The 24,504-nt window shown below is 63.7% G+C and carries 23 protein-coding genes; 7 read left to right on the forward strand and 16 right to left on the reverse strand.

From position 1 onward, the window contains the following. Nucleotides 1–156 precede the first annotated feature (156 nt). The 3 genes from acs to TQ98_RS19760 all read right to left on the reverse strand — a co-directional run bounded on the left by acs (nt 157) and on the right by TQ98_RS19760 (nt 5,279). On the reverse strand, nt 157–2,112 hold the full coding sequence (gene acs / locus TQ98_RS19750) for an acetate--CoA ligase (protein WP_044870585.1): 1,956 nt from the start codon (nt 2,110–2,112) through the stop codon (nt 157–159). 296 nt (nt 2,113–2,408) lie between these two features. Further along, nucleotides 2,409–3,902, reverse strand: a complete 1,494-nt coding sequence (gene putP, locus TQ98_RS19755; protein ID WP_044870586.1) for a sodium/proline symporter PutP — start codon at nt 3,900–3,902, stop codon at nt 2,409–2,411. Nucleotides 3,903–4,526: 624 nt separating this feature from the next. Next, nucleotides 4,527–5,279, reverse strand: coding sequence for an AraC family transcriptional regulator (locus tag TQ98_RS19760; protein WP_044870587.1), 753 nt, complete (start codon nt 5,277–5,279; stop codon nt 4,527–4,529). A gap of 147 nt (nt 5,280–5,426) precedes the next feature. Here TQ98_RS19760 and lon point away from each other — a divergent pair, with 147 nt between their 5' ends. The 6 genes from lon (at nt 5,427) to cmoB (ending at nt 11,486) form a co-directional block, all read left to right on the forward strand. Then, nucleotides 5,427–7,826, forward strand: a complete 2,400-nt coding sequence (gene lon, locus TQ98_RS19765; protein ID WP_044870588.1) for an endopeptidase La — start codon at nt 5,427–5,429, stop codon at nt 7,824–7,826. Between the two features lie 101 nt (nt 7,827–7,927). Continuing rightward, nucleotides 7,928–8,332: a protease inhibitor I42 family protein gene (locus TQ98_RS19770; protein WP_044870589.1), complete on the forward strand. Its 405-nt coding sequence runs from the start codon at nt 7,928–7,930 to the stop codon at nt 8,330–8,332. 91 nt (nt 8,333–8,423) lie between these two features. After that, nucleotides 8,424–9,113 carry a lysoplasmalogenase gene (locus tag TQ98_RS19775; protein ID WP_044870590.1) on the forward strand — a complete coding sequence of 230 codons (690 nt, stop codon included), beginning with the start codon at nt 8,424–8,426 and terminating at the stop codon, nt 9,111–9,113. A 26-nt stretch (nt 9,114–9,139) separates the two neighbouring features. Further along, entirely contained in the window at nt 9,140–9,712 is a 573-nt protein-coding gene (locus tag TQ98_RS19780) for a hypothetical protein (protein ID WP_044870591.1), read from the forward strand. 65 nt (nt 9,713–9,777) lie between these two features. Next, a complete protein-coding gene (gene cmoA / locus TQ98_RS19785; protein ID WP_044870592.1) occupies nt 9,778–10,521 on the forward strand; it encodes a carboxy-S-adenosyl-L-methionine synthase CmoA in 744 nt (247 codons plus the stop codon). Continuing rightward, nucleotides 10,518–11,486, forward strand: coding sequence for a tRNA 5-methoxyuridine(34)/uridine 5-oxyacetic acid(34) synthase CmoB (gene cmoB / locus TQ98_RS19790; protein ID WP_044870593.1), 969 nt, complete (start codon nt 10,518–10,520; stop codon nt 11,484–11,486). The genes cmoA and cmoB overlap by 4 nt, the downstream gene beginning before the upstream one ends. 147 nt (nt 11,487–11,633) lie before the next feature. Here cmoB and pdxJ read toward each other — a convergent pair whose 3' ends face one another. The 11 genes from pdxJ to rpoE all read right to left on the reverse strand — a co-directional run bounded on the left by pdxJ (nt 11,634) and on the right by rpoE (nt 21,743). Further along, nucleotides 11,634–12,380, reverse strand: coding sequence for a pyridoxine 5'-phosphate synthase (pdxJ, locus tag TQ98_RS19795; protein WP_044870594.1), 747 nt, complete (start codon nt 12,378–12,380; stop codon nt 11,634–11,636). Beyond that, nucleotides 12,373–13,071, reverse strand: a complete 699-nt coding sequence (recO, locus tag TQ98_RS19800; protein ID WP_044870595.1) for a DNA repair protein RecO — start codon at nt 13,069–13,071, stop codon at nt 12,373–12,375. The genes pdxJ and recO overlap by 8 nt, the downstream gene beginning before the upstream one ends. 8 nt (nt 13,072–13,079) lie before the next feature. After that, entirely contained in the window at nt 13,080–13,982 is a 903-nt protein-coding gene (gene era, locus TQ98_RS19805; protein WP_044870596.1) for a GTPase Era, read from the reverse strand. Beyond that, nucleotides 13,975–14,664, reverse strand: a complete 690-nt coding sequence (rnc, locus tag TQ98_RS19810) for a ribonuclease III (RefSeq protein ID WP_044870597.1) — start codon at nt 14,662–14,664, stop codon at nt 13,975–13,977. The genes era and rnc overlap by 8 nt, the downstream gene beginning before the upstream one ends. Continuing rightward, nucleotides 14,661–15,038 (reverse strand): DUF4845 domain-containing protein, encoded by a 378-nt coding sequence (locus TQ98_RS19815; RefSeq protein WP_044870598.1) that lies wholly within the window; start codon nt 15,036–15,038, stop codon nt 14,661–14,663. Before TQ98_RS19815 ends, rnc begins: the two co-directional genes overlap by 4 nt. A 117-nt stretch (nt 15,039–15,155) precedes the next feature. Then, nucleotides 15,156–16,010: a signal peptidase I gene (gene lepB / locus TQ98_RS19820; RefSeq protein WP_044870599.1), complete on the reverse strand. Its 855-nt coding sequence runs from the start codon at nt 16,008–16,010 to the stop codon at nt 15,156–15,158. 5 nt (nt 16,011–16,015) lie between these two features. Continuing rightward, nucleotides 16,016–17,815 carry a translation elongation factor 4 gene (gene lepA / locus TQ98_RS19825; protein WP_044870600.1) on the reverse strand — a complete coding sequence of 600 codons (1,800 nt, stop codon included), beginning with the start codon at nt 17,813–17,815 and terminating at the stop codon, nt 16,016–16,018. A gap of 151 nt (nt 17,816–17,966) precedes the next feature. Beyond that, complete coding sequence (locus TQ98_RS19830) at nt 17,967–19,391, reverse strand: DegQ family serine endoprotease (RefSeq protein WP_044870601.1); 1,425 nt, start codon at nt 19,389–19,391, stop codon at nt 17,967–17,969. A gap of 186 nt (nt 19,392–19,577) precedes the next feature. After that, nucleotides 19,578–20,528 carry a MucB/RseB C-terminal domain-containing protein gene (locus tag TQ98_RS19835; protein ID WP_044870602.1) on the reverse strand — a complete coding sequence of 317 codons (951 nt, stop codon included), beginning with the start codon at nt 20,526–20,528 and terminating at the stop codon, nt 19,578–19,580. 8 nt (nt 20,529–20,536) lie between these two features. Further along, nucleotides 20,537–21,130: an RseA family anti-sigma factor gene (locus TQ98_RS19840; protein ID WP_044870603.1), complete on the reverse strand. Its 594-nt coding sequence runs from the start codon at nt 21,128–21,130 to the stop codon at nt 20,537–20,539. Nucleotides 21,131–21,161: 31 nt separating this feature from the next. Then, nucleotides 21,162–21,743: an RNA polymerase sigma factor RpoE gene (gene rpoE, locus TQ98_RS19845; protein WP_044870604.1), complete on the reverse strand. Its 582-nt coding sequence runs from the start codon at nt 21,741–21,743 to the stop codon at nt 21,162–21,164. Nucleotides 21,744–22,124: 381 nt separating this feature from the next. Here rpoE and nadB point away from each other — a divergent pair, with 381 nt between their 5' ends. Further along, nucleotides 22,125–23,741: an L-aspartate oxidase gene (gene nadB, locus TQ98_RS19850; protein ID WP_044870605.1), complete on the forward strand. Its 1,617-nt coding sequence runs from the start codon at nt 22,125–22,127 to the stop codon at nt 23,739–23,741. Here the strand turns inward: nadB and TQ98_RS19855 are convergent. Together TQ98_RS19855 and TQ98_RS19860 are read right to left on the reverse strand one after the other, a co-directional pair. Next, nucleotides 23,710–24,162: a protein YgfX gene (locus TQ98_RS19855; RefSeq protein ID WP_044870606.1), complete on the reverse strand. Its 453-nt coding sequence runs from the start codon at nt 24,160–24,162 to the stop codon at nt 23,710–23,712. The two genes, nadB and TQ98_RS19855, sit on opposite strands and share 32 nt — an antisense overlap. Further along, the gene (locus TQ98_RS19860) at nt 24,146–24,400 is read right to left on the reverse strand and encodes a succinate dehydrogenase assembly factor 2 (protein WP_044870607.1); all 255 of its coding nucleotides are present in this window, start codon (nt 24,398–24,400) and stop codon (nt 24,146–24,148) included. The genes TQ98_RS19855 and TQ98_RS19860 overlap by 17 nt, the downstream gene beginning before the upstream one ends. Nucleotides 24,401–24,504 lie beyond the last annotated feature (104 nt).

Below are 24,504 nucleotides of genomic sequence, written 5' to 3' on the forward strand. Positions count from 1 at the left end.
TTGCAGCAGCGAGTTCACGCTTTTCTTTCCAGGGTAATTCCGAACACGACGATCACCAGACTTCGCGTACGCGGCATCGACGCTGACAACGGCACCCCATAAATGCAAAACCCCGCCCCGGCTTGTGGCCGGGGCGGGGTTTTGCGCAGGGGCGGATCAGGCTGCCTGCATGGTGCGATGAGTATCGATGAGGTGCTGCACCACTCCGGGATCAGCCAGGGTGGAGATGTCGCCGAGGGAATCGTACTCGGAGACGGCGATCTTGCGCAGGATACGGCGCATGATCTTGCCCGAGCGGGTCTTCGGGAGGCCCGGAGCCCACTGGATTACATCGGGGGTGGCGATCGGACCGATCTCCTTGCGCACCCAGGCCCTGAGTTCCTGACGCAGTTGCTCGGAGGCTTCCTCGCCTGCGTTCAGGGTCACGTAGACATAGATGCCCTGCCCCTTGATGTCGTGCGGCATGCCGACCACCGCGGCCTCGGCCACTTTCGGGTGGGCAACCATGGCGCTCTCGATCTCGGCAGTCCCCATGCGGTGGCCGGAGACGTTCAGCACGTCGTCCACGCGGCCGGTGATCCAGTAGTAGCCGTCTTCATCGCGACGGGCGCCATCGCCGGTGAAGTACATGCCCTTGAAGGTCTTGAAGTAGGTGTCGACGAAGCGGTCGTGGTCGCCGTACAGGGTACGGGCCTGACCCGGCCAGGAATCGACTATCACCAGGTTGCCTTCAGCCGGGCCTTCAATGATGTTGCCGAGGTTATCCACAAGCGCCGGCTGCACGCCGAAGAAGGGACGTGCGGCGGACCCCGGTTTCAGCGGGTGGGCGCCGGGCAGCGGAGTCATCAGGCAGGCGCCGGTTTCGGTCTGCCACCAGGTGTCGACGATCGGGCAGCGGCTCTGGCCGACGTTCTCGTAGTACCAGTGCCAGGCTTCCGGGTTGATCGGCTCGCCCACCGAACCCAGCAGACGCAGGCTGGAGCCGTCGGCGCCTTCAACCGCCGCCTTGCCCTCGGCCATCATGGCGCGGATGGCGGTGGGGGCGGTGTAGAGGATGTTGACCTTGTGCTTGTCGACGATCTTGGCGACACGGGTGACGTCCGGGTAGTTCGGCACGCCCTCGAACATCAGGGTGGTGGCGCCATTGGCCAGCGGGCCGTAGACCAGGTAGGTGTGACCGGTGACCCAGCCGATGTCGGCGGTGCACCAGAAGACTTCGCCCGGACGGTAGTCGAACACGCGCTCATGCGTCAGGGAGGCGTACACCAGGTAGCCGCCAGTGGTGTGCAACACACCCTTGGGTTTGCCGGTGGAGCCGGAGGTGTAGAGGATGAACAGCGGGTCCTCGGCGCCCATCTCCTTCGGGATGCAGTGGCTGGACGCAACCTTCATCAGGTCCTCGTACCAGACGTCGCGGTGCTGGTTCCACTTGATGTCGGCGCCCGTGCGCTTGACCACCACGATCTTCTGCACGCTGCTGGTTTCAGGGTTGGTCAGGGCATCGTCGACGTTGGCCTTCAGCGGGACCTTCTTGCCGCCGCGCAGGCCTTCGTCAGCAGTGATCACCACCTTGGAACGGCAATCGATGATGCGACCGGCCAGGGCCTCGGGGGAGAAGCCACCGAAGACCACGGAGTGGATGGCGCCGATACGGGTACAGGCCAGCATGGCCACCACGGCTTCCGGGATCATCGGCATGTAGATGGTCACCACGTCACCGCGGTGCACGTCCTGGCCACGCAGTGCGTTGGCGAATTTGCAGACGCGCTCGTGGAGGTCGCGGTAGGTGATGACCTGATGCTCGGAAGGATCGTCGCCTTCCCAGATGATGGCCGGCTGGTCGCCGCGCTCGGCGAGGTGACGGTCCAGGCAGTTGGCGGAAACGTTGAGGGAGCCATCGGAGAACCACTTGATGTCGACGTGGTGATCGTCGAAAGAGGTCTGCTTCACCTTGGTGAAGGGCTTGATCCAGTCCAGGCGCTTGGCCTGTTCGCGCCAGAATCCGTCGGGGTTGATGACGGACTGCTGGTACATGGCTTTGTAGGTCGCTTCGTCGGTGAGGGACTGGGCGGCCACTTCAGGGCGGACCGGATACAGAGAAGCAGAACTCATGGGGGTCTTACCTCGGTGGGTAGTTGTTTTTGTATGGAGCCTTTTGTATCCCCCGCACTTTAGTGGGGCCATTCGACCATCGTCTTACCAAACTCGGACTATGGTCGAAGCCACCTGAATCGTGCCCAGCCAAAACCGGCCGGAACCGGCCAATGGAATCGCCCGCAATCACCTGGGCAAAAAAAACCGGCCCATGTCCGTGGACATGGGCCGGTGAAGCACTATCGGGTCGTTGGTGAGAGCCCGGGCTAGCCCGGAGGACGGCGCGCGGACGACCGGCCGCGCGTCGCACAGAGTCAGACGTGGGCGTCCTGGTATTCCTGCTCGGCTTCGTCGAAGCGCTTGATCATGGCAGCGGACGGGCCATTGCCGATGCGGCTGAAGATCAGGATGCCGAGGGTGCAGAGGATGAAGCCCGGAATGATTTCGTACAGGCCGGTCCAGCCGAAGAAGTTCTTCCACACGACCACGCTCACCGCACCGAGGATCATGCCGGCCAGGGCGCCGTTACGGGTCATGCCTTTCCAGATCAGGGACAGGATCACCACCGGGCCGAAGGCGGCACCGAAACCGGCCCAGGCGTAGGACACCAGACCCAGCACCTTGCTCTCCGGATCAGCGGCAATGACGATGGAGACCACCGCCACCAGCAGCACCATGGCGCGGCCGACCCAGACCAGTTCGGCCTGGCTGGCGTTCTTGCGGAAGAAGGCCTTGTAGAAGTCTTCGGTGAGGGCGCTGGAGCAGACCAGCAGTTGGCAGCTCAGGGTGGACATCACGGCCGCCAGGATGGCGGACAGCAACACGCCGGCAACCCAGGGGTTGAACAGGATCTTGGCCAGCTCGATGAACACGCGCTCGTGGTTCTCGGTCACGGCGCCAGCCAGGTCCGGATGAGCGGAGAAGTAGGCGATGCCGAAGAAGCCCACGGCTACGGCGCCGCCGAGGCAGAGGACCATCCAGGTCATGGAGATGCGGCGGGCGTTCGGGATGGATTTGACGGAGTCGGCGGCCATGAAACGCGCCAGGATGTGCGGCTGGCCGAAGTAGCCCAGGCCCCAGGCGAGCAGGGAAATCACGCCGACGAAGCTGGCACCCTTGAGCATGTCGAAGTGGGCAGCGTCCTTCATCTCGATGGCGACGAAGGTGGTGTCCATGCCGCCGGTGGCGATCATCACGATGACCGGGGTGAGGATCAGGGCGAAGATCATCAGGCTGGCCTGGACGGTGTCAGTCCAGCTGACCGCGAGGAAGCCACCGACGAAGGTGTAGCAGATGGTCGCGGCAGCGCCGGCCCACAGGGCGGTTTCGTACGAGATGCCGAAGGTGCTCTCGAACAGGCGGGCACCGGCCACGACGCCGGAGGCGCAGTAGATGGTGAAGAACACCAGGATCACCACAGCGGAGAAGATGCGCAGGATGCGGCTGTTGTCTTCGAAGCGGTTGGTGAAGTAGTCCGGCAGGGTCAGGGCGTTGCCGTTGTGCTCGGTCTGCACGCGCAGACGGCCGGCAACCAGCAGCCAGTTGAGGTAGGCGCCAATGATCAGGCCAATGGCGATCCAGCTTTCGGAGAGACCGGAGAGATAGACGGCACCCGGCAGGCCCATCAGCAGCCAGCCGCTCATGTCGGAGGCGCCGGCGGACAGCGCGGTAACGAAGCTACCGAGGCTGCGGCCACCCAGGATGTAGTCGGAAAGGTTGTTGGTGGAGCGATAGGCGGCAAAGCCGATCAGCACCATCGCCGCGATATAGATCACGAAAGTGATCAGCATCGGGTTGTTCATACTCATGGGGGTCTCCCCTGCTCGTTTGTTTTTATTCGGGTGCGGCGGGTTGTCCGCTCCCGTGGTTGCTGTATGGCAAGCACTTGTGGCGCCTGCCGGTTCAATTCCCGACCGAGTCAGCCATGGGGCCGACGCAATCCCGGTCGAGCATTGGCTGCAGGGCGTCCTGCCCTGCCAATGCGATGACCACAGCCTCGGAAGGCCCGGCCCGCCATACGAATCAATGGAATTCCTGGTATGCCTCGGCCATGCCGGAGACAGGGCCTGCAACCGCCCCAGGGCAGTCACTGGAATCGTTCAGTACAACCTGCGGCACGATCGAGGCACCGGGTGCGCCTACCGGTCGCAGGGCGGGTGCGAAATTTAGAGAGTTGGCACTCGGCCTTTCTTGTCGGATTCTCTGGTTTCTTTTCCAAAAGCTCTGATTCAGGGAACTTTCCGCCAAAAGGTGCAACCTGCCACCAGCCAGTCACGGTGTGATTCAGCGCCAACGCGCGATCAACAAGCGGACTCGTGGTTGCTCCTTTCAGGTACAACCCGTCACAACTGTCGATGGCGAGGTTGCACCCACAAGCAAAACCCAAGGCAAAACGGGACGACCGGCGACAATCGGATGCGTGAAAGACGGTGTTAATCGGCGCCGCGCAGGCGCCCGGGGGTCAGGCCCAGGTAACGGCGCATGGCCGTGGTCAGGGCACTCTGGCTGGAAAAACCGCATTCCTCGGCGATGCGCACCAGGGGCTGGTCGCTCTCGCGAACCAGACGGGCTGCCTGATCGAGGCGGGTCTTGAGCAAGTACTGATGGGGCGTCAGCCCCACGCAGTCCTTGAACTGGGCGTGGAAGTGACTCGGGCTGAGGCAGGCCACCTGGGCCAGTTCCGCCACACTGATGCGCCGGGACAGGTTGTTCAGGATGTAGCCGTCCAGGCGCTCGATATCCAGGCTGCCCACCGGCCGCCGCCGAGCCTCGCCGAACAGCCGCAAGTAAAGGGCACGCAGCAGGATGCCGCCCAGGGAGCGCGCCAGCATCGGGTCGCTGCCGTAGCGCGCCAGTTCGGCTCCGGCGTAATTCAGCAGGTTGTGAAAGTCGGCATCAAGTTCGGGGTAACGCGGAGTCTCGAACAGGGGACCCAGCAGTTCCAGGTCCTCCGGCGACGTGCCCCGCTCGTCCAGGTCGAGGATCAGCATGCGGTTGTCGCCCAGGCCGGCGAACTGATGCCCGGCATCCCCCGGCACCAGACAGGCACGCATGCGGCAGACCTCGCCCCCACGGCCCTCCACCTCGAACTCGGCGCGGCCGGCGAGGGACATCACCAATTGATGGTGGTCGTGGGAATGGTGACGGGCCTGATCATCCAGGCGCAGGAGGCGAGCTTCGAGCATGGGGCGACTTGATCAAAATTTGCGCATTCTACCGGGGGTGCCCGGGATTGCCCAGCGCCTCCCGGCAGGCAGCCACGGCCCGATACGGTTGAAATGCCCATCGCCCCTCCCCATCTAGGCTTAGTGAGCCAATAGCCAGGTGCCCCCATGAGCGATCAGGACATCAACGCCGACATCGTCGAAGAAGCTACTTCCAGCCAGCGGACAGGCCTGGTGTTACCCGGCCAGACCCTGCCGGACAAGGTCTACATCATCCCCATCCACAACCGCCCCTTCTTCCCGGCCCAGGTATTGCCGGTGATCGTCAACGAGCAGCCCTGGGCGGAAACCCTGGAGCTGGTGGCCAAGACCGAGCACCACTGCGTGGCGCTGTTCTTCATGGAGAACCCGCCGGAAGACCCGCGCCACTTCGACCCCAGCACGCTGCCGGAGCACGGCACCCTGGTGCGGGTGCACCACGCCAGCCGCGACGGTGGCCGGCTGCAGTTCGTTGCCCAGGGCCTGTCGCGGGTGCGGATTCGCGGCTGGCTCAAGCGCCACCGCCCGCCCTATCTGGTGGAAGTGGATTATCCACAGAGCCCTCTGGACCCACGGGATGAGGTCAAGGCCTACGGCATGGCGCTGATCAACGCGATCAAGGAGCTGCTGCCGCTCAATCCGCTGTACAGCGAAGAGCTGAAGAACTACCTCAACCGATTCAGCCCCAACGATCCTTCGCCGCTGACCGACTTTGCCGCCGCCCTGACCACTGCGCCTGCCCATGAATTGCAGGAGGTGCTGGACACGGTTCCCGTGCTCAAGCGCATGGAGAAGGTGCTGCCCCTGCTGCGCAAGGAAGTGGAAATGGCGCGGCTGCAGAGCGAGCTCTCGGCCGAGGTGAACCGCAAGATCGGCCAGCACCAGCGCGAATTTTTCCTCAAGGAGCAGCTCAAGCTGATCCAACAGGAGTTGGGCATCACCAAGGACGACCGCAGCGCCGACAGTGAACAGTTCACCCAACGCCTGGAAGGCAAGGTGTTGCCGGAGCAGGCGAAGAAACGCATCGACGAAGAGCTGAACAAGCTGTCGATCCTGGAAACCGGCTCCCCCGAGTACGCCGTCACCCGCAATTACCTGGACTGGGCCACCTCCGTGCCTTGGGGCGTGTACGGCGCGGACCGCCTCGACCTCAAGCACGCCCGCAAGGTGCTGGACAAGCACCACGCCGGCCTCGATGACGTGAAGAACCGCATCCTCGAGTTCCTCGCGGTGGGCGCCTTCAAGGGCGAAATTTCCGGTTCCATCGTGCTGCTGGTAGGCCCGCCCGGCGTAGGCAAGACCAGCATCGGCAAGTCCATTGCCGAATCCCTGGGCCGCCCCTTCTACCGTTTCAGCGTCGGCGGCATGCGCGACGAAGCGGAGATCAAGGGCCACCGCCGCACCTACATCGGCGCACTCCCCGGCAAGCTGGTGCAGGCGCTGAAGGAAGTGGAGGTGATGAACCCGGTCATCATGCTCGACGAAATCGACAAGCTCGGCGCCAGCTACCAGGGCGACCCGGCCTCGGCGCTGCTGGAGACCCTCGACCCGGAGCAGAACGTCGAATTCCTCGATCACTACCTGGACCTGCGCCTGGACCTGTCGAAAGTGCTCTTCGTGTGCACCGCCAATACGCTGGATTCCATACCCGGCCCGCTGCTGGACCGCATGGAAACCATCCGCCTCTCCGGCTACATCACCGAAGAGAAGCACGCGATTGCCAAGCGCCACCTCTGGCCACGCCTGCTGGAACGCGCCGGTGTTCCGAAGGAGCGCCTGTCCATCACCGATGGCGCGCTGACGGCGGTGATTGACGGCTATGCCCGCGAGGCTGGAGTGCGCCAGCTGGAGAAGCAGCTGGGCAAGATCATCCGCAAGTCCGTGGTGCAGTTGCTGGACGAGCCCGACGCGAAGATCAAGGTCGGCCAAAAGGACCTCGAGCACTACCTGGGCCTGGCGCCGTTCCGCAAGGAACAGTTGCTGGCGGGTGTCGGTGTCATCACCGGCCTCGCCTGGACCAGCCTGGGCGGCGCTACGCTGCCGATCGAAGCGACCCGCATCCACACCTTGAACCGTGGGTTCAAGCTCACCGGCCAATTGGGCGACGTGATGAAGGAGTCGGCCGAGATCGCCTACAGCTACGTCAGCTCGCACCTGAAGCAGTACGGCGGCGATCCGACCTTCTTCGACCAGGCCTTTGTCCACCTCCACGTACCAGAAGGCGCCACCCCCAAGGACGGCCCCAGCGCAGGTATCACCATGGCCAGCGCCCTGCTCTCACTGGCCCGCAACCAGGCCCCGAAGAGGGGCGTGGCCATGACCGGCGAGCTGACGCTTACCGGCCACGTGCTGCCCATCGGCGGGGTTCGCGAGAAGGTCATTGCCGCGCGCCGGCAGAAAATCCTCGAGCTGATCCTGCCTGAGGCTAACCGCGGCGCCTTCGAGGAACTGCCGGACTACCTCAAGGAAGGCGTGACAGTGCACTTTGCCCGCCGCTTCAGCGACGTGGCCAAGATCCTGTTCGACTGAACACCTTTCACAGGGCGGACCACGCGACCCGTCGCGCCGGAGCTACGCAAGGGCGGAGCCAGCCGTTATGCTGGGCCCGCCCTTGCCCGACGGAGCCGCCGATGTCACTCGTTCCCTCCCCTCGCCTACTGTTGCCCCTGGGCCTCGCCCTGCTCGCCGCCTGCGCCCAGCAGAAGACCGGCCCCATGGTGGTCCAGAACCAGCGCAGCGATTGCCCTATTTCCCTCAGCCAGGGCCAACCCCTGGTGCTGACCCTGCCCAGCAACCCCACCACCGGCTTCCGCTGGGTAATGCGCGATGCGGCCGGCACCGTGCTGCAGCTCCTCGGCCCGGAGGTCTATTCCGTCCCCGAGGACGTCGGTCTGGTGGGCAGCGCCGGCCAATCCACCTGGCGCTTCAAGGCCAGCCAGCCCGGCGAAGGTCGCCTGCGCCTGGATTACCAGCGCCCTTGGGAAACCGACGTGCCACCGGCCAAAAGCTTCGACTGCCAGATCAGCGTCCAGTAGCGCCATTTGACAGTGCCGCTGACGTCCGCCGCCTGGCGGGCCCGCTGGCGCCCTTTCATAGTCCCGCCCAGACCAACTCGCGGGAGCGCCCATGGGAACCCTGATATTCGGACTGGCCGGCGTACTGGCCTTCGTCACCGGCCTGACGCTGGAACTGGACTGGCTATGCTTCTGGAGCAAGCCGGTTCCCATGCTGGCCCTGCTCCTCTGGCTGCGCGCCGCGCCGTCGGGGCCATACCGGCGCTGGATCGTCATCGGCCTGCTGCTGTCCCTGCTGGGTGACATGCTCCTGGCATGGCCCGCCGATCTCTTCGTCTTCGGCCTAGGCGCGTTTCTCCTTGCCCACCTGGCCTACCTGCGCGCCTATCTGCTGCACACCCGCCGCCTGGCGCCCCTGGCGCTGTGGGTGGCGGCCGGATGCGGGGCCGCCATCTTCGCGCTGCTGGCGAGCGGAGGGCTGGGCTCCCTGCTGCTGCCGGTAGGCTGTTACGCGCTGGCCATCAGCACCATGCTCTGGCGCGCCCTCGCCCGTCTGGGCATGGGTCTCGACCGCCAGTCGGCACTGCTGGCGGCAGGTGGCGCCGCCCTCTTCGTGTTGTCCGATAGCCTGATCGGCATCAACCGTTTCGTATCCCCTTTCACCGGTGCGAGTTACCTCATCATCCTCAGTTACTGGCTCGGCCAGGGGGGCATCGCTGCCTCGGCGATGGCACATTCGAATGCCATTTCTTCCTCTACAATCCCACCGGCGCCCCCTCAGGAAATCGGCTATAGCAATTAGGCGGACACTCAAATCAGGAGCGGACGATGAGCAGCCTAACGCGAATATGGAGCTTGCTGTGCTGTACAGTTCTTCTCGCAGGCTGTGGCAGTCTTCTGCCCAGTGAGCGCGCCGAGGTGCTGTCGCCCTTTCGCGACTACACCGATGCGGAAATCCGCTACTCCCAGGCAATGCCGGGCAAGACCACACGCCCGGAACTGTTTTCCCTGGGCTTCGACCCGCTGATCCAGGGCAACGGCAAGATGCTGTCGTTCATCGACATACGTCTGATGTTCGTGCAGCCCAACGTCCCCATCGACTACCTGCCAGACGGCCTGATGAAGTGCCTGGAAGCCAAGGACCGCTGCATCGGCTATGCCTTCGAGTTCACCAAGACGGATACCCAGCGGGTGGGCAGCTTCTGGGCCGACGTCTTCAACTTCCGCAAGAATCGTGAACTGCAAGGCTGGACGTTCCGCGCGGTGTTCGTCCTGGTGGACGACGTCGTGGTGCACAAGGTGAGCAACGGCGAGCCGAACATTCGCCGCTTCGAAGTCAAACGCAACCCGCTGGGGCCGTTGCAGGGCGCAGGAGAGTTCTTTTCCGATCAGTTGAAGTGAGGGTGGTTTGGCCGCGTCGCGCAGTCCGCTAGAATGCCGGCCTTTTCCCTTGCTGGTACCGGCCCGTGACCGAAAAACCCGATCGCATCTACGCCACCCCACAGGCTCAAGTCGCCGACTTCGCCTTCAATGAGGACGTGGTCCGGGTGTTTCCGGACATGATCAAGCGCTCGGTGCCGGGCTATCCCACCATCGTCGAGAACATCGGCGTACTGGCCGCGCAATTCGCCCAGGCCGGCACCCCGCTCTATGACCTCGGCAGTTCCCTTGGCGCCGTGACCCAGGCCCTGCGCCGCCATGTGAAGGCCGACGGCTGCAAGGTCGTCGCTGTGGATAACTCCAGCGCCATGGTGGAGCGCTGCCGAGAGTACCTGCATGCCCAGGACGCCATGTTCCAGGAGCTGTTGCCGGTGGATGTCCTTGAAGCGGACATCCTCACCCTGGACTTCCAGCCTTGCTCCTTTGTTGCGATGAACTTCACCCTGCAGTTCGTGCCCCGCGAGCACCGCACCGAGCTCCTCGGCCGCATTCGCCAGGCGCTGCTGCCGGGCGGCGCACTGGTGTTATCGGAGAAACTGCGTTTCGAGGACGCTGACGAGCACCAGTTGCTCACTGACCTGCATATCGCCTTCAAACGCGCCAACGGCTACAGCGAGCTGGAAATCGCCCAGAAGCGCAGCGCCCTGGAAAATGTCATGCACCCCGACAGCCTCGAAGAACACCGCGCGCGCCTCTTGGCGGCCGGCTTCTCCAAGGTGGTGCCCTGGTTCCAATGCCTCAACTTCGCTTCGCTGATCGCCCTGCCATGATTCGTACGCTGGACCTCGACGCCCTGCAGCAAAAGCTGGCGGGCACCCCCCTGCAGGACTGGGCCGCCGACCTGCCCGGCCAACTGGATGCCAAGCTGGCGGTGGGCCACGGCGACCTGGAACGCTGGGGCGCTGCGGTCAACGCCCTGCCTCCACTGCAGCCGCAGCAGGTCGAGCTGGCCCGGCGATTTCTGCTGGAGGGCCCCTGCGACGACGCTACCCGCGCACAGCTGAAAACAGCCCTTCAAGGGCTGATCCCCTGGCGCAAGGGTCCCTTCGAACTGTTCGGCGTGCACATCAACACGGAATGGCGCTCGGACTGGAAATGGGAACGGGTCTCGCCACACCTGGACCTGACCGGCAAGCGGGTGCTGGATGTGGGTTGCGGTAACGGTTACTACCAGTGGCGCATGCTTGGCGCTGGCGCCGACAGCGTGGTGGGCGTGGACCCGAACTGGCTGTTCTTCTGCCAGTTCCTGGCCATGAAGCGCTTCCTGCCAGACCTCCCCGCCTGGCACCTGCCTCTGGCCCTGGAAGAACTGCCGCCGAAACTGGAAGGCTTCGACACCGTGTTCTCCATGGGCGTGCTTTATCACCGTCGCTCGCCCATCGACCATCTCTTCGACCTCAAGGACTGCCTGCGCCGGAACGGCGAACTGGTGCTGGAAACGCTGGTGGTTGAAGGCGACGCCCAGCAGGTACTGGTCCCCGAGGATCGCTACGCGCAGATGCGCAACGTCTGGTTCCTGCCCTCGGTGCCGGCCCTGGAGCTCTGGCTGCGCCGGGCAGGTTATGTGGATGTGCGCTGCGTGGATGTCAGCTACACCAGCGTCGAAGAACAGCGCAGCACCGAGTGGATGCGCTTCCAGTCCCTGCCGGAGTTCCTCGATCCGGCGGACCACAGCCGCACCATCGAAGGCCTGCCGGCGCCGGCGCGGGCCGTGCTGATCGCGCGCAAGCCCTGACGATCGCAGCTTATAGGGGGCACGCACCGCTTTTCGTAGGTTGGGTAGAGACTGCGTAACCCAACGCAGCGGACTCACCCCACACATCGTTGGGCCTCGTTCCTCGGCGCCAACCTACGGGGCCGCTGCGCAGCCCTTCGATATTGCTTAGCGCGGTGCAGCTGCCGAAACGATCAGCTGTTTCATCTCCACCACCGCCTGCTTGAAGCCGACGAACAGTGCATGGGCCACCAGCGCATGGCCGATGTTCAGCTCATTGATGCCCGGGATCGCCGCGACCGGCTCGACGTTGTGGTAGTGCAAGCCGTGGCCGGCGTTGACGATCAGGCCCAGTTTCAGACCCAGGGCGACGCCCTCCTGGATGCGCTGCAGTTCACGGGCGGCCTCTTCCGGGGTGCGGGCATCGGCGTAGCGACCGGTGTGCAGTTCGATGGCCGGGGCGCCAACACGGTGGGACGCTTCGATCTGCAGCGGATCGGCGTCGATGAACAGCGAAACCTCGCTGCCTACCTTGGCAAGGCGCTCCACAGCGGCCTTGATACGGGCTTCCTGGCCGGCGACGTCGAGGCCGCCCTCGGTGGTCAGTTCCTGACGGGTTTCCGGCACCAGGCAAACGTGCTCAGGGCGGATTTCCTCCGCGAAGGCCATCATCTCCTCGGTCACGCCCATCTCGAAATTCATGCGGGTCTGCAGGACCTCCTTGAGCACGCGCACGTCGCGCTCCTGGATATGGCGGCGGTCTTCGCGCAGGTGCACGGTGATGCCATCGGCACCCGCCTCTTCGGCGTCCAGGGCCGCCTTGACCGGGTCCGGGTAACGGGTGCCACGGGCCTGGCGGAGGGTGGCGACGTGGTCGATGTTCACGCCAAGAAGTACGCGGTTGGCTTCAGTCACGGTGAGGTTCCTTGATCGTCATGAATAGCTCGCGGCTGACCAGCGGCCGGCCGCCCAGGTGAGGTGCCAGGGCCTGGCGCATCAGGCGTTTGGCCGCGCCGAGGGCGCCGGGGGCGCTCCAGTCGGCTTCGGCCAGGGCGAGAAGTTCGCGGCCCTGGAACAGGCCGGGCTGCAACTGCCCCACCGGCTCCAGCCCGGCATCGGGCACGAGCCGATAGATGCCGTCCGGAGCAATGGGCTGCCCGGCCAGGTCCGTATCCAGGGCGAAACCATAGCCCAGCTCGTCCAGCAGACGCCATTCGAACGCGCGCAGCAAAGGTTCCAGCGGGCGGTTGGCGGCCAGGGCCTGGAGGGTTACGGCGTAATGCTCGAAGAGTGCGGCCTGCGGGTCTTCCGCAGGAAGCAGGCGGACCAGCAGTTCGTTGAGGTAGAGGCCGCTGAACAGAGCTTCGCCCGCGAGCAGATTGGGAATGCCGGCGCTGTCGAGGCGGCCGACATTCTTCAGCTCACCACGGCCACGAAACTCGACTTCCAGGGGCAGGAAAGGCCGCGCCAGGGTGCCGGCCTTGCCCCGGGCACCGCGCAGCACAGCGCGCAGGCGACCTTCAGGGGTGAAGAAGTCGACCAGCGCGCTGCTTTCCCGATAGGCCCTGCTGTGCAGGACAAACGCCGGTAGCGCCGCGCCGATCATGGGGTAGCTCAGAGGTCGTTGTAGCCCAGGGATCGCAGGGCCCGCTCGTCATCGGACCAGCCGCCCTTCACTTTCACCCAGAGGTTGAGCATGACCTTGGAGTCGAACATGGTCTCCATGTCCTTGCGGGCATCCTGGCCGATGCGTTTGATGCGCTCACCACCGTCGCCGATGATGATTTTCTTCTGGCCGTCGCGCTCCACCAGGATCAGGGCGTGAATGTGCAGGACATGGCCTTCCTGCTTGAATTCTTCGATTTCCACGGTGATCTGGTAGGGCAGCTCGGCGCCCAGCTGGCGCATGATCTTCTCGCGTACCAGTTCGGCGGCGAGGAAGCGGCTGCTGCGGTCGGTGATCTGGTCTTCCGGGAAAAAGTGATCCCCTTCCGGCAGGCGCTCGGCCACCAGGCGCTCGAGGGTGTCCAGGTTATGGCCCTGCAGGGCGGAGATGGGCACCAGCTCGGCGTTTGGCAGTTGCTCCTGGAGCCACGCCAGGTGCGGAATCAGGTCGCCCTTCTCGTCCATGCGATCGGTCTTGTTCACCGCGATCAGCACCGGGCCCTGCACGTACTGCACGCGCTCCAGCACCAGTTGGTCCTCTTCGGTCCAACGGTCGCGGTCCACGACGAAGACCACCACGTCCACGTCTTTCAGAGCCGCCGAAGCGCTGCGGTTCATATAGCGGTTCAGCGCCTTGTCACTCTTCTTGTGCAGGCCGGGGGTGTCCACATAGATCGCCTGCACACCGCCCTCGGTCTTGATTCCCAGCATGTTGTGGCGGGTGGTCTGGGGCTTGCGCGAAGTGATCGCCAGCTTCTGCCCGAGGATGTGGTTCAGCAGCGTGGACTTGCCCACATTGGGGCGGCCGACGATGGCAACGTAGCCGCAGCGGGGGGTATCGATATCAGTCATTGCCGTTCTCCACGCCGAGGGCAACCAGGGCGGCGGCGGCGGCCACCTGCTCGGCGATGCGGCGGCTGGCGCCCTGGCCCTGGGTCTTGTCATTCAACAGGGTCACCTGGCACTCGACGAAGAACGTCCGACAGTGCGGTTCACCCTGGATATCCACCACCTCATAGCGAGGCAGTTCACAGGCCCGGGACTGCAGGAACTCCTGCAAGCGGGTCTTGGGGTCCTTGTTGGTATCTACCAGGGTGAGGCCTTCGAGTTCATTGGCCAGCCAGGCGAGGACGCGCTCGCGAGCGGCCTCCATGCCCGAATCCAGGTAGATGGCGCCGATCAGCGCTTCCAGCGCGTCGGCGAGGATGGATTCGCGACGGAAGCCACCACTCTTCAGTTCGCCCGACCCCAGGCGCAGGTATTCACCCAGCTCGAATCCCCGGGCCAGTTGGGCCAGGGTCTCGCCCTTCACCAGACGGGCGCGCAACCGCGACAGCTGCCCCTCACGGGCCTGGGGAAAGCGCTCGAACAACGCCTCGCCGGCGACGAAATTGAGGATGGCATCGCCGAGGAATTCGAGGCGCTCGTTGTTGCGCCCCGCGTAACTGCGGTGGGTCAGGGCCAGGGTCATCAGACCCTGGTCCTTGAAGGTATAGCCGAGCTTACGCTCGAGACGGCTGAGGGATACGCTCACTGGACTCGCACACGGATTTCTTTGTCGAAGCGCACCACCAGATCGAGGTTCTCGACCAGCGGTTCGCGTTTTTCATACTTGAGGTGGGCCCTGAACTCGTTGTTTTCCAGGGTCACCTTCAGTGCCTTGTCCAGGTCCAGGTCACGGATGCCGTTGACCTGCATACCCTTGCTGACATGGCTGTAAAAGTCCGGAATGGTTCTGATCTCAAGGGCCTTCTCGGTTTCTACCGAGGTGATGATCTTCTCAAGGGAGAAGAAGTCGAGGTAATGCGGGATCACCTTGAAGGCGGTGCTGGCAAGGAAGGCCACTACAGCCAGAACCAGCAGCCAGCCAAGAACCGACATACCCTTCTGCTTACGCGCGAACGTCATGATCGACCTCAATGTCTGTGTTTTTTTTGGGAGGCCGGATGGCCCGCAAGCAAGACTATATAGCGACTGCGGCGCTGTCATGAACAACGCCGCAAATCCGCAATGGCAAGCAGGCGATCAGTGAATCAGGCCCACTCGGGAGAAGGTTGGCATGTTGTGCATCTTGGGATCAGGCCAGCTCATCCAGACGGCGAAGGCCTTGCCGACGATATTCCGGTCCGGAACCATGCCCAGCAGATCCTTGGGGATACGCGGATCGTTCCAGTAGCGGCTGTCGTTGGAGTTGTCCCGGTTGTCGCCCATCATGAAGTAGTGCCCGGCAGGCACCACCCATTCGCGGCCCGGCTCCATGCGGTAGCGCTTCATTTCCTTGCGGATCAGGTGCTCGGCTTCGCCCAGCTTCTCCTTGTACAGCCTGGCGCTGCCCAGGGTGCCCGGCTCTTCGCCCAGCAGCCGCTCGGCCACCGGCTCGCCATTGATGGTCAGGTGCTTGTCGCTGCTGTAGGCGATGCGGTCGCCCGGCAAGCCGATCACCCGCTTGATGTAGTTGATGTTCGGATCGCTGGGGTAGCGGAACACCATGACATCGCCGCGCTGCGGGTCACCCACCTCGATCACCTTGTTGTCCAGCACTGGCAGGCGAATGCCGTAGGCGAACTTGTTGACCAGGATGAAATCGCCCACTTCCAGGGTCGGCTTCATGGACCCGGAGGGAATCTGGAAGGGTTCCACCAGGAAGGAACGCAGAATCAGCACGATGGCCAGCACCGGGAAGAAGGACTTCCCGTACTCAACCAGCAGCGGCTCCTTGTTCAACCTGTCGAGCACCTCCGGGTCGGGCTCGCTGACTTGCCCCTCGTAGGAGGCAATCGCGGAGCGCCGGCGCGGGGCCAGCAGAACCAGGTCGATAAGCGCGAGCACGCCGCAGACTGCCACGGCGATAACCAACAACAGCGGGAAATTGATCGACATAGACCCTAGCTATCCACTTTGAGCACAGCGAGGAAGGCTTCCTGCGGGATTTCCACGCTGCCGACCTGCTTCATCCTTTTCTTACCGGCCTTCTGCTTCTCCAGCAGTTTTTTCTTACGGCTGACGTCGCCGCCGTAGCACTTGGCCAGAACGTTCTTCCTGAGCGCCTTTACGGTAGTACGCGCAACGATCTGTCCACCGATCGCTGCCTGGATCGCCACGTCGAACATCTGGCGCGGGATCAGTTCCTTCATCTTCTCAGTCAACGCACGGCCTTTGTAGTGGGCCTGGTCGCGGTGCACGATCAACGCCAGGGCGTCGACCTTCTCGCCGTTGATCAGTACGTCCAACTTCACCAGATTAGCCGGCTCGAAGCGATCGAAGCTGTAGTCCAGCGACGCATAGCCACGACTTACCGACTTCAGGCGGTCGAAGAAGTCCAGCACCACCTCGTTCATCGGCAGGTCGTAGCAAACCTGAACCTGGGAACTGAGGAATTGCATGTCGCGCTGGACACCGCGCTTCTCGATGCACAGGGTGATGACGTTACCGAGGTGCTCCTGGGGAACCAGGATGTTGGCTCGGACAATGGGCTCGCGCATCTCGGCGATGGAAGCGAGGTCCGGCAGCTTGGACGGGTTGTCGACGTATACCGTCTCGCCGTTCTTCTGCACGATCTCGAAGACCACGGTCGGAGCGGTGGTGATCAGGTCCAGGTCGTATTCGCGCTCCAGGCGCTCCTGGATGATCTCCATGTGCAGCATGCCGAGGAAGCCGATGCGGAAGCCGAAGCCCAGGGCCTCGGAGCTTTCCGGCTCGTACTGCAGGGCAGCGTCGTTCAAGGTCAGCTTCTGCAGGGCTTCGCGGAAGTCTTCGAAGTCATCGGAGCTGACCGGGAACAGGCCGGCGTAGACCTGCGGCTTGATGCGCTGGAAGCCCGGCAGCACGTCCACGTCAGGGGTATTGGACAGGGTCAGGGTGTCGCCCACCGGAGCGCCGTGAATGTCCTTGATGCCGGCGATAATGAAGCCCACTTCGCCAGCCTTGAGGTCGGCCATCTCGGTGTGTTTCGGGGTGAATACGCCGACGCTGTCCACCTGGTGGATCTTGCCGGTGGACTTCACCAGGATCTTGTCGCCCTTCTTCACCCGGCCGTGCTTGACCCGCACCAGCGAGACCACGCCCAGGTAGTTGTCGAACCAGGAGTCGATGATCAGGGCCTGCAGCGGTGCGTCGATCTCGCCTTCCGGCGCCGGGATCACTTCGACCAGGCGCTCCAGCACGTCGATCACGCCCATGCCGCTCTTGGCACTGCACGGCACGGCGTCGGTGGCGTCGATGCCGATGATGTGTTCGATCTCGTCCTTGACCCGCTCCGGCTCGGCCTGGGGCAGGTCCATCTTGTTCAGCACCGGCATGACCTCGAGTCCCTGCTCGATAGCGGTGTAGCAGTTGGCCACGGACTGGGCTTCCACGCCCTGGCCCGCGTCCACCACCAGCAGCGCGCCTTCACAGGCCGCCAGGGAACGGCTGACTTCGTAGGTGAAGTCCACGTGGCCGGGGGTGTCGATGAAGTTCAACTGATAGGTCTTACCGCTCTGCGCCTTGTAGTGCAGGGTGACGCTGTGGGCCTTGATGGTGATGCCACGCTCGCGCTCCAGGTCCATGGAATCCAGCACCTGGGCCTCCATCTCGCGGTCGGACAGGCCGCCGCACATCTGGATGAAGCGGTCTGCCAGGGTCGACTTGCCATGGTCGATGTGGGCGATGATGGAGAAATTGCGGATATGACTCAGGTCACTCACGGATCAACACTCGAAAAAGCCGCGAGCAGGCTGCTCGCCGAAAAATAGCGGGGGAGTTTACCTGATCGGCGGGTAACCCGTCACGCCCATGCGGCGGAAGCCAGAAATGAAAAAGGGCGGCCCATGGCCGCCCTTTTTCTCAGGAACCGCTTTACTCGGCCAGCTTGAAGGTGATGAAGCTGGCGCGCCCCTGGCGCAGCACGCGCATGGACACCGAACGATTCTTCGGCAGCTCCGTCGCGATCTGGGTGAAGGTCTTGGCGGAGGTGATGGCCTGGTTGTTCAGGTGGGTGATCACGTCGCCCGGGCGCAGGCCCATCATGGCGGCCGGACCGTCCTGGACGTCCTTGATCACCACGCCGCCCTGGATATCCAGGGACTTCTTCTGCTCGTCGGTCAGCTCGACCACGCTCACGCCCAGGCGATTGCTGCTGCGCTCGACGCCATCGCCAGTGGCTGCGGCCATCTCGTCGACGTCTTCCGGCAGGGCACCGATCGCCATGTCGAGGGTCTTGCGGCTGCCGCCACGCACCACTTCGAGGCTGATCTTGCTGCCCGGCTTGAGGTTGCCTACCAGGTGCGGCAGGTCGGCGGAGACCACGATTGGCTGGCCGTTCATGCTGAGGATGACATCCCCAACCTGCAGACCGCCCTTGGCCGCCGGACCACCTTCCTGCACCTGGGCCACCAGGGCGCCAGCCGGCTTGTCCAGGCCGAAGGACTCAGCCAGATCCTTGTTCACTTCCTGGATCACCACGCCCAGCCAGCCACGGCTGACCTTGCCTTCGGTCTTGAGCTGGTCGGCCACGGTCATGGCCACATCGATCGGGATGGCGAAGGACAGCCCCATGAAGCCACCGGAGCGGGTGAATATCTGGGAGTTGATACCGACCACTTCACCGTCCAGGTTGAACAGCGGGCCACCGGAGTTACCCGGGTTGATGGCGACGTCAGTCTGGATGAAGGGTACGTAGTTCTCGTTCGGCAGGCTGCGACCCTTGGCACTGACGATACCGGCGGTCACCGAGTGGTCGAAACCGAAGGGAGAACCGATGGCCAGCACCCAGCTGCCCACCTTTAGTTCGTCGGATTTGCCGATCTTCACGGTCGGCAGGTCCTTGCCCTGGACCTTGAGCAAGGCCACGTCGGTACGCGGGTCGGCGCCGATCAGCTTGGCTTCCAGCTCACTGCGGTCGGACAGGCGCACGATGATCTCGTCGGCGTCGGCCACCACGTGGTTGTTGGTCAGGACATAGCCGTCCTTGGAAATGATGAAGCCGGAACCGAGGGACTGCGCCTCGCGCTGGCGACCGCCCTGGGGATTGCGCGGCACCTGCGGCATGTTGCGCTCGAAGAATTCGCGCAGCATGGGCGGCAGGCCTTCGAGATCAGGCATTACCTGGGCGCCGGCCCCACTACGCTGGGGCAGCTTCTGCCGGGTACTGATGTTGACCACTGCCGGGGACGCCTCTTCAACCAGAGGCGTGAAGTCCGGCAGCTCAGCACGGGCCACGAGGGTTTGACCGATCAGCAGCACAGCTGCCAAAGCGGTCATGCAGGATTTGAGGTTAAGCATCGACATACAGCTCCCGTCGCATAACGAGTGGTATGAACTCACTGAGCCGCCCGGCCCCGCGAGCAAAACACAAAAGCAAAAAGAGCCCGGAGCGTCAGCCCCGGGCCCGGTGGAACATCGTGAAAAAGATAGGGCGGGAGTCGATGCCCCCGCACTTTGCAACGCTTGCGGATCCTGTAGCGCGGATCATTGTGTTGCAGTGACCTCCGCTGCCCGCATGGACAGGGCCACCCGCTCGGCCGTCCCCAGGGGGATCTCGCCGACCACGGTCACCATGACGTCGCCTTTCGGCGTACTGACCCGCTTGGACACCATGACCGTCGGCCCCAGCTGACTGCGGGCATCTTCGACCACAGCACCGTTCAGGGGCTCGAGGAACACCGAGAAGCGCGCCAGACCATCGCTGTAGAGCAGGCTTGAAACGGCCTCGGAGGAAGCCGGGCTGCGCCGCTCCTGGGCACTGGTCAGGCTGAAGCCCGGCGGCAGCCATTCGGAGCGCCAGTGGGCGGGCTTTTCTTTCTGCTCATCGCTGACCCGCACCTCCTTGCAGGCCGCACCCGGCTGCAGGTCGGCATCAGCGGGGGCGGTAGCGGTATCGATGCGGGTGAACTGGAAGCGTTCCAGCAGTTGACCCTTGTCACTCAGCAGCAGGGACTTGAGCGGCAGACCGGTGTCCCGGTCAAGATGCAGCTCGAAACCGTAGCGATGCTGATCGCGCGGAGTGAGGGTCAGGACCATGGCCGGCCGCCCGGCTACGCGGGACTCGCCGGCCAGGCGCAGGTCGTACCACTCGGAGAGCTGCTTGGCGTCAAGCGCACGAGCGGGCCAGACCCGGCCGTCGGACATCTGATCGGAAAGGGAGCCACTTACGCACTGGGTGCGCCCATTTACGCGCACCACCTCCTGCGCCGGACCATCGAGCTGCAACAGACGCTCGTGCACTTCCCCACTCTGCTGGACCTGATGCCAGACCTGATGAGTGGAGAAACTCCCATTTCGTTCGTAGACGAATGTTCCCTGGAAACTCTGGCGCTGCTCCGCTTCAGCGAGGCGCTGCAGCCAGTCCTGAGCGTCGGCGGCCTGGGCTGATTGAGTCAGCCAGCCGCCAAGCAAGATGAATACCGGAAGTGCGCGCATGTTCCTCCTCAGCGGCTCTCCAGACTGGCAGCGCGGGCATAGGGCAATGCGCTGTCGCTACCGCTCATAGCGGCCTGCTGAGCGTGCTGCCGCAGATAAGCCGGCAAGCGCTTCTCGTGCCAGCCAGACGACGACTGGGTCGCGCCGATGGGCTGTTGCGCCTGCTGCGTATCCTCACTATAGCCAGCCAGAACGGCACCCTGTTGCGCCTGCGGCATTACCATGGCCGGCTGGCTGCCCTGCTGCTGCGCCAGCTGCTGGGTGCCCGCCACCTCATCATGGTTGTACAGGCGTACACCGGCCAGTACGGCCAGGGTCACCGATGCGGCTACGGCAATGCGGCCCAGGTTGCGCCACGGAGCACGTGCAACCGGTTTGGCCGGGACAGCCTCCTCGGCCAGCGCGGCGGATACCGCGGCAGCGATGTCCAGGCGCGGCTCCAGCAGCTCCTTGTGCATCACAGCCCGGGCGATCTGGTAACGCGACCAGGTTGCCCGCAATTCTTGATCTTCGCTGGCGGCGAGAACTCGACGCAGCTCCAGTTCGTCCGCCTCGTTATCCATCACCGCGGACAGCGATTCCTGCAAAGCTTCACGACTCATGGCGGTTCCCCTCTTGGCTGTCGCCGCTGTCTCAGGTTCCATGCAACAAAGGTTGCAAGGCTTTATCGATGGCTTCCCGCGCCCTGAAGATGCGGGATCGCACAGTACCCACGGGACACTGCATGACACTCGCAATGTCCTCGTAACTAAGACCATCGAACTCGCGCAAAGTCAGGGCCGTGCGCAGGTCCTCCGGTAGTTGCTGGATGCTCCGGTGCACTGTGGCCTCGATCTCGTCGCGAAGCAGGGCTCGCTCCGGCGACTCGATATCCTTGAGGGCGTGGTCGCCGTCATAAAACTCGGCGTCCTCAGCACTTACATCACTGTCTGGCGGGCGTCTTCCACGCGCCACCAGATGGTTTTTCGCCGTATTGATGGCGATGCGATACAGCCACGTATAAAACGCACTGTCACCGCGGAAGTTTCCAAGTGCGCGGTAAGCCTTGATGAAGGCTTCCTGGGCTACGTCCTGGGCTTCCTGGGCGTCATGCACGAAGCGCACGATCAACCCCAGAATCTTGTGCTGGTACTTCAACACCAGCAGATCGAAAGCCCGCTTGTCGCCCCGCTGCACCCGTTCGACCAGTTGCTGATCCTGTTCCTGGGTTAGCATGAACACTCCTCGTCGATCTCTAAGGGGTGTTGCGCTAGCCAGTGGATCGGCTTGCCAAAATAGACTCGGGCGTTGCGCAAAAGTTCTCCCCTCAATGCAAGCTTCCTGCAGATTGTTTTCTCGTCTGCACGGAATGGCGCAGCAGGGCTCGCGGCCATGCTGCGCCGAAAATTAGTCGCTTGATCTACAGGCATCCGGGCTGCACATTTCAAGTGCATTCGTTGCGTCAGTGTAAGCAAGCACCGTCTCTTTAAAATGGTGACCCTGAATGGAACCTGAACGACTAAAAAAGTTCCGTGGCGCCATGCATGGTCATAAGCGCGCTATTTTGCCGGCCACCCCGGCTATATACTAGCCGCCGCTTTTTTCGCGGGAACCGACATGAGCCAACATTTCCAGCATGACGTACTGGTCATCGGCAGCGGCGCCGCCGGCCTGACCCTGGCCCTCACCCTGCCCTCGCACCTGAACATCGTCGTGCTGAGCAAGGCCGACCTCAGCAATGGTTCGACCTACTGGGCCCAGGGCGGGGTCGCTGCTGTGCTGGACGATACCGACACCGTCGATTCCCACGTCGAAGACACCCTGGTTGCCGGCGCCGGCCTGTGCCGCGAGGACGCCGTGCGTTTCACGGTAGAACACAGCCGCTCGGCCATCCAATGGCTGATCGATCAGGGCGTACCCTTCACCCGTGAAGACGAGAGCGCCCGCGAAGACGGTGGCTTCGAATTCCACCTCACCCGCGAAGGGGGCCACAGCCATCGGCGTATCATTCATGCCGCCGATGCCACCGGCGCCGCCATCTTCAATACCCTGCTCGAGCAGGCGAAGAAGCGCCCGAACATCCAATTGCTGGAACAACGCGTCGCCGTCGACCTGATCACCGAGCGCAAGCTGGGCCGCAAAGGCCAGCGCTGCCTGGGCGCCTATGTGCTCAACCGCAACAACGGTGAAGTGGATACCTTTCACGCGCGCTTCACGGTGCTGGCCTCCGGCGGTGCAGCCAAGGTCTACCTCTATACCAGCAACCCGGACAGCGCCTGTGGCGACGGCATCGCCATGGCCTGGCGGGCCGGCTGCCGGGTGGGCAACCTGGAGTTCAACCAGTTCCACCCGACCTGCCTCTATCACCCCCAGGCCAAGAGCTTCCTGATCACAGAAGCCGTGCGCGGCGAAGGCGGCCTGCTCAAGCTGCCCAATGGCGAGCGCTTCATGCAGCGTTTCCATCCGCGCGCCGAACTGGCGCCACGCGACGTGGTAGCTCGCGCCATCGACCACGAGATGAAGCGCCTTGGTGTGGATTGCGTCTACCTGGACATCAGCCACAAGCCCGCGGAATTCGTGAAGAGCCACTTCCCGACCGTCTACGAGCGCTGCCTGGATTTCGGCATCGATATCACCCGCAAGCCCATCCCGGTGGTGCCGGCGGCGCACTACACCTGCGGCGGCGTCGTCGTCGACCAGCACGGCTGCACTGATATCCCCGGCCTCTACGCCATCGGCGAAACCAGCTTCACCGGCCTGCACGGTGCCAATCGCATGGCCAGCAATTCGCTGCTGGAATGCTTCGTCTATGGGCGCTCGGCAGCGGAGGACATCGTCCGCCAGCTGGACAAGGTGTCGATGCCTCTCAGCCTGCCGACCTGGGACGCCAGCCAGGTGACCGACTCGGACGAAGACGTGATCATCGCCCACAACTGGGACGAACTACGGCGATTCATGTGGGACTACGTGGGCATCGTGCGCACCAACAAACGCCTGCAACGCGCCCAGCACCGGGTACGCCTGCTGCTCAGCGAGATCGACGAGTTCTATAGCAACTACAAGGTCAGCCGGGACCTGATCGAACTGCGCAACCTGGCGCTGGTGGCGGAACTGATGATCCGCTCGGCGATGCAGCGCCACGAGAGCCGCGGCCTGCACTACACCCTGGACTACCCGGACCTGCTCCCCGAGGCCAAGGACACTATCCTGGTTCCGCCCACCTTCGGCGACTGAACCCCAGCCTCACCCGCAACCGGCGGTGCTGCTCCTGATCGAGGGCATCCGCCGGAATGCACAGCCCCCTCCCCCACCATTCTCCCGACAGACGGAAACGCAGGATCACCGCCTGCGGCAGCGCGAGGCTGTCCGGCCGCAGCTGGACCGAACGCCAGCCGTCGGCGGCACGCCAGAGTTGCCAGCCGTCGCCATCCAGGCGCAACCCGGTAAAAGCCTTGGGGGAAGTCAGGAGAATCTGCCTGGGCAGGCACCAGGCGGCGTGTGCAGCGCAGGCAAGGACGCCGGCGAGCCGCGCCCAGAAGGGAACATCGGCAACCGACAAGGCCAGGACGGCCAGGAACGACAGGATCAGGTAAAGGGCCAGCAGGCGCCGCGAGGGGCGCCAATGGCACTCGAAAACTTCACTTGGGCTGGACACGGTCCAGGATCATGCGAACCATGCGGCGCAGGTCCGCATCTTCCGGCTCGCCACGCTGCATGAACCAGCCGAACATGTCCTGGTCCTCGCACTCCAGCAGCTTGCGGTAGCGAGCCTGGTCTTCGGCGTCGAGACTCGGATAGACCTCCTGCACGAAGGGGACCAGCAGCACATCCAGTTCGAGCATGCCGCGACGGCTGTGCCAGAAGAGTCGGTTCAGTTCAATTGCGTCGGCCATCACAGCGCCTCCAGGAGAGAGGCGCGCATTATAACCACAGCCGCTGCCCCGGGCACCCGCTGACAAGGCACCAGCGGGACTCTATGATGGCGCCCCAGACTTTT

Source organism: Pseudomonas sp. LFM046, assembly GCF_000949385.2.
Lineage (GTDB): Bacteria > Pseudomonadota > Gammaproteobacteria > Pseudomonadales > Pseudomonadaceae > Metapseudomonas.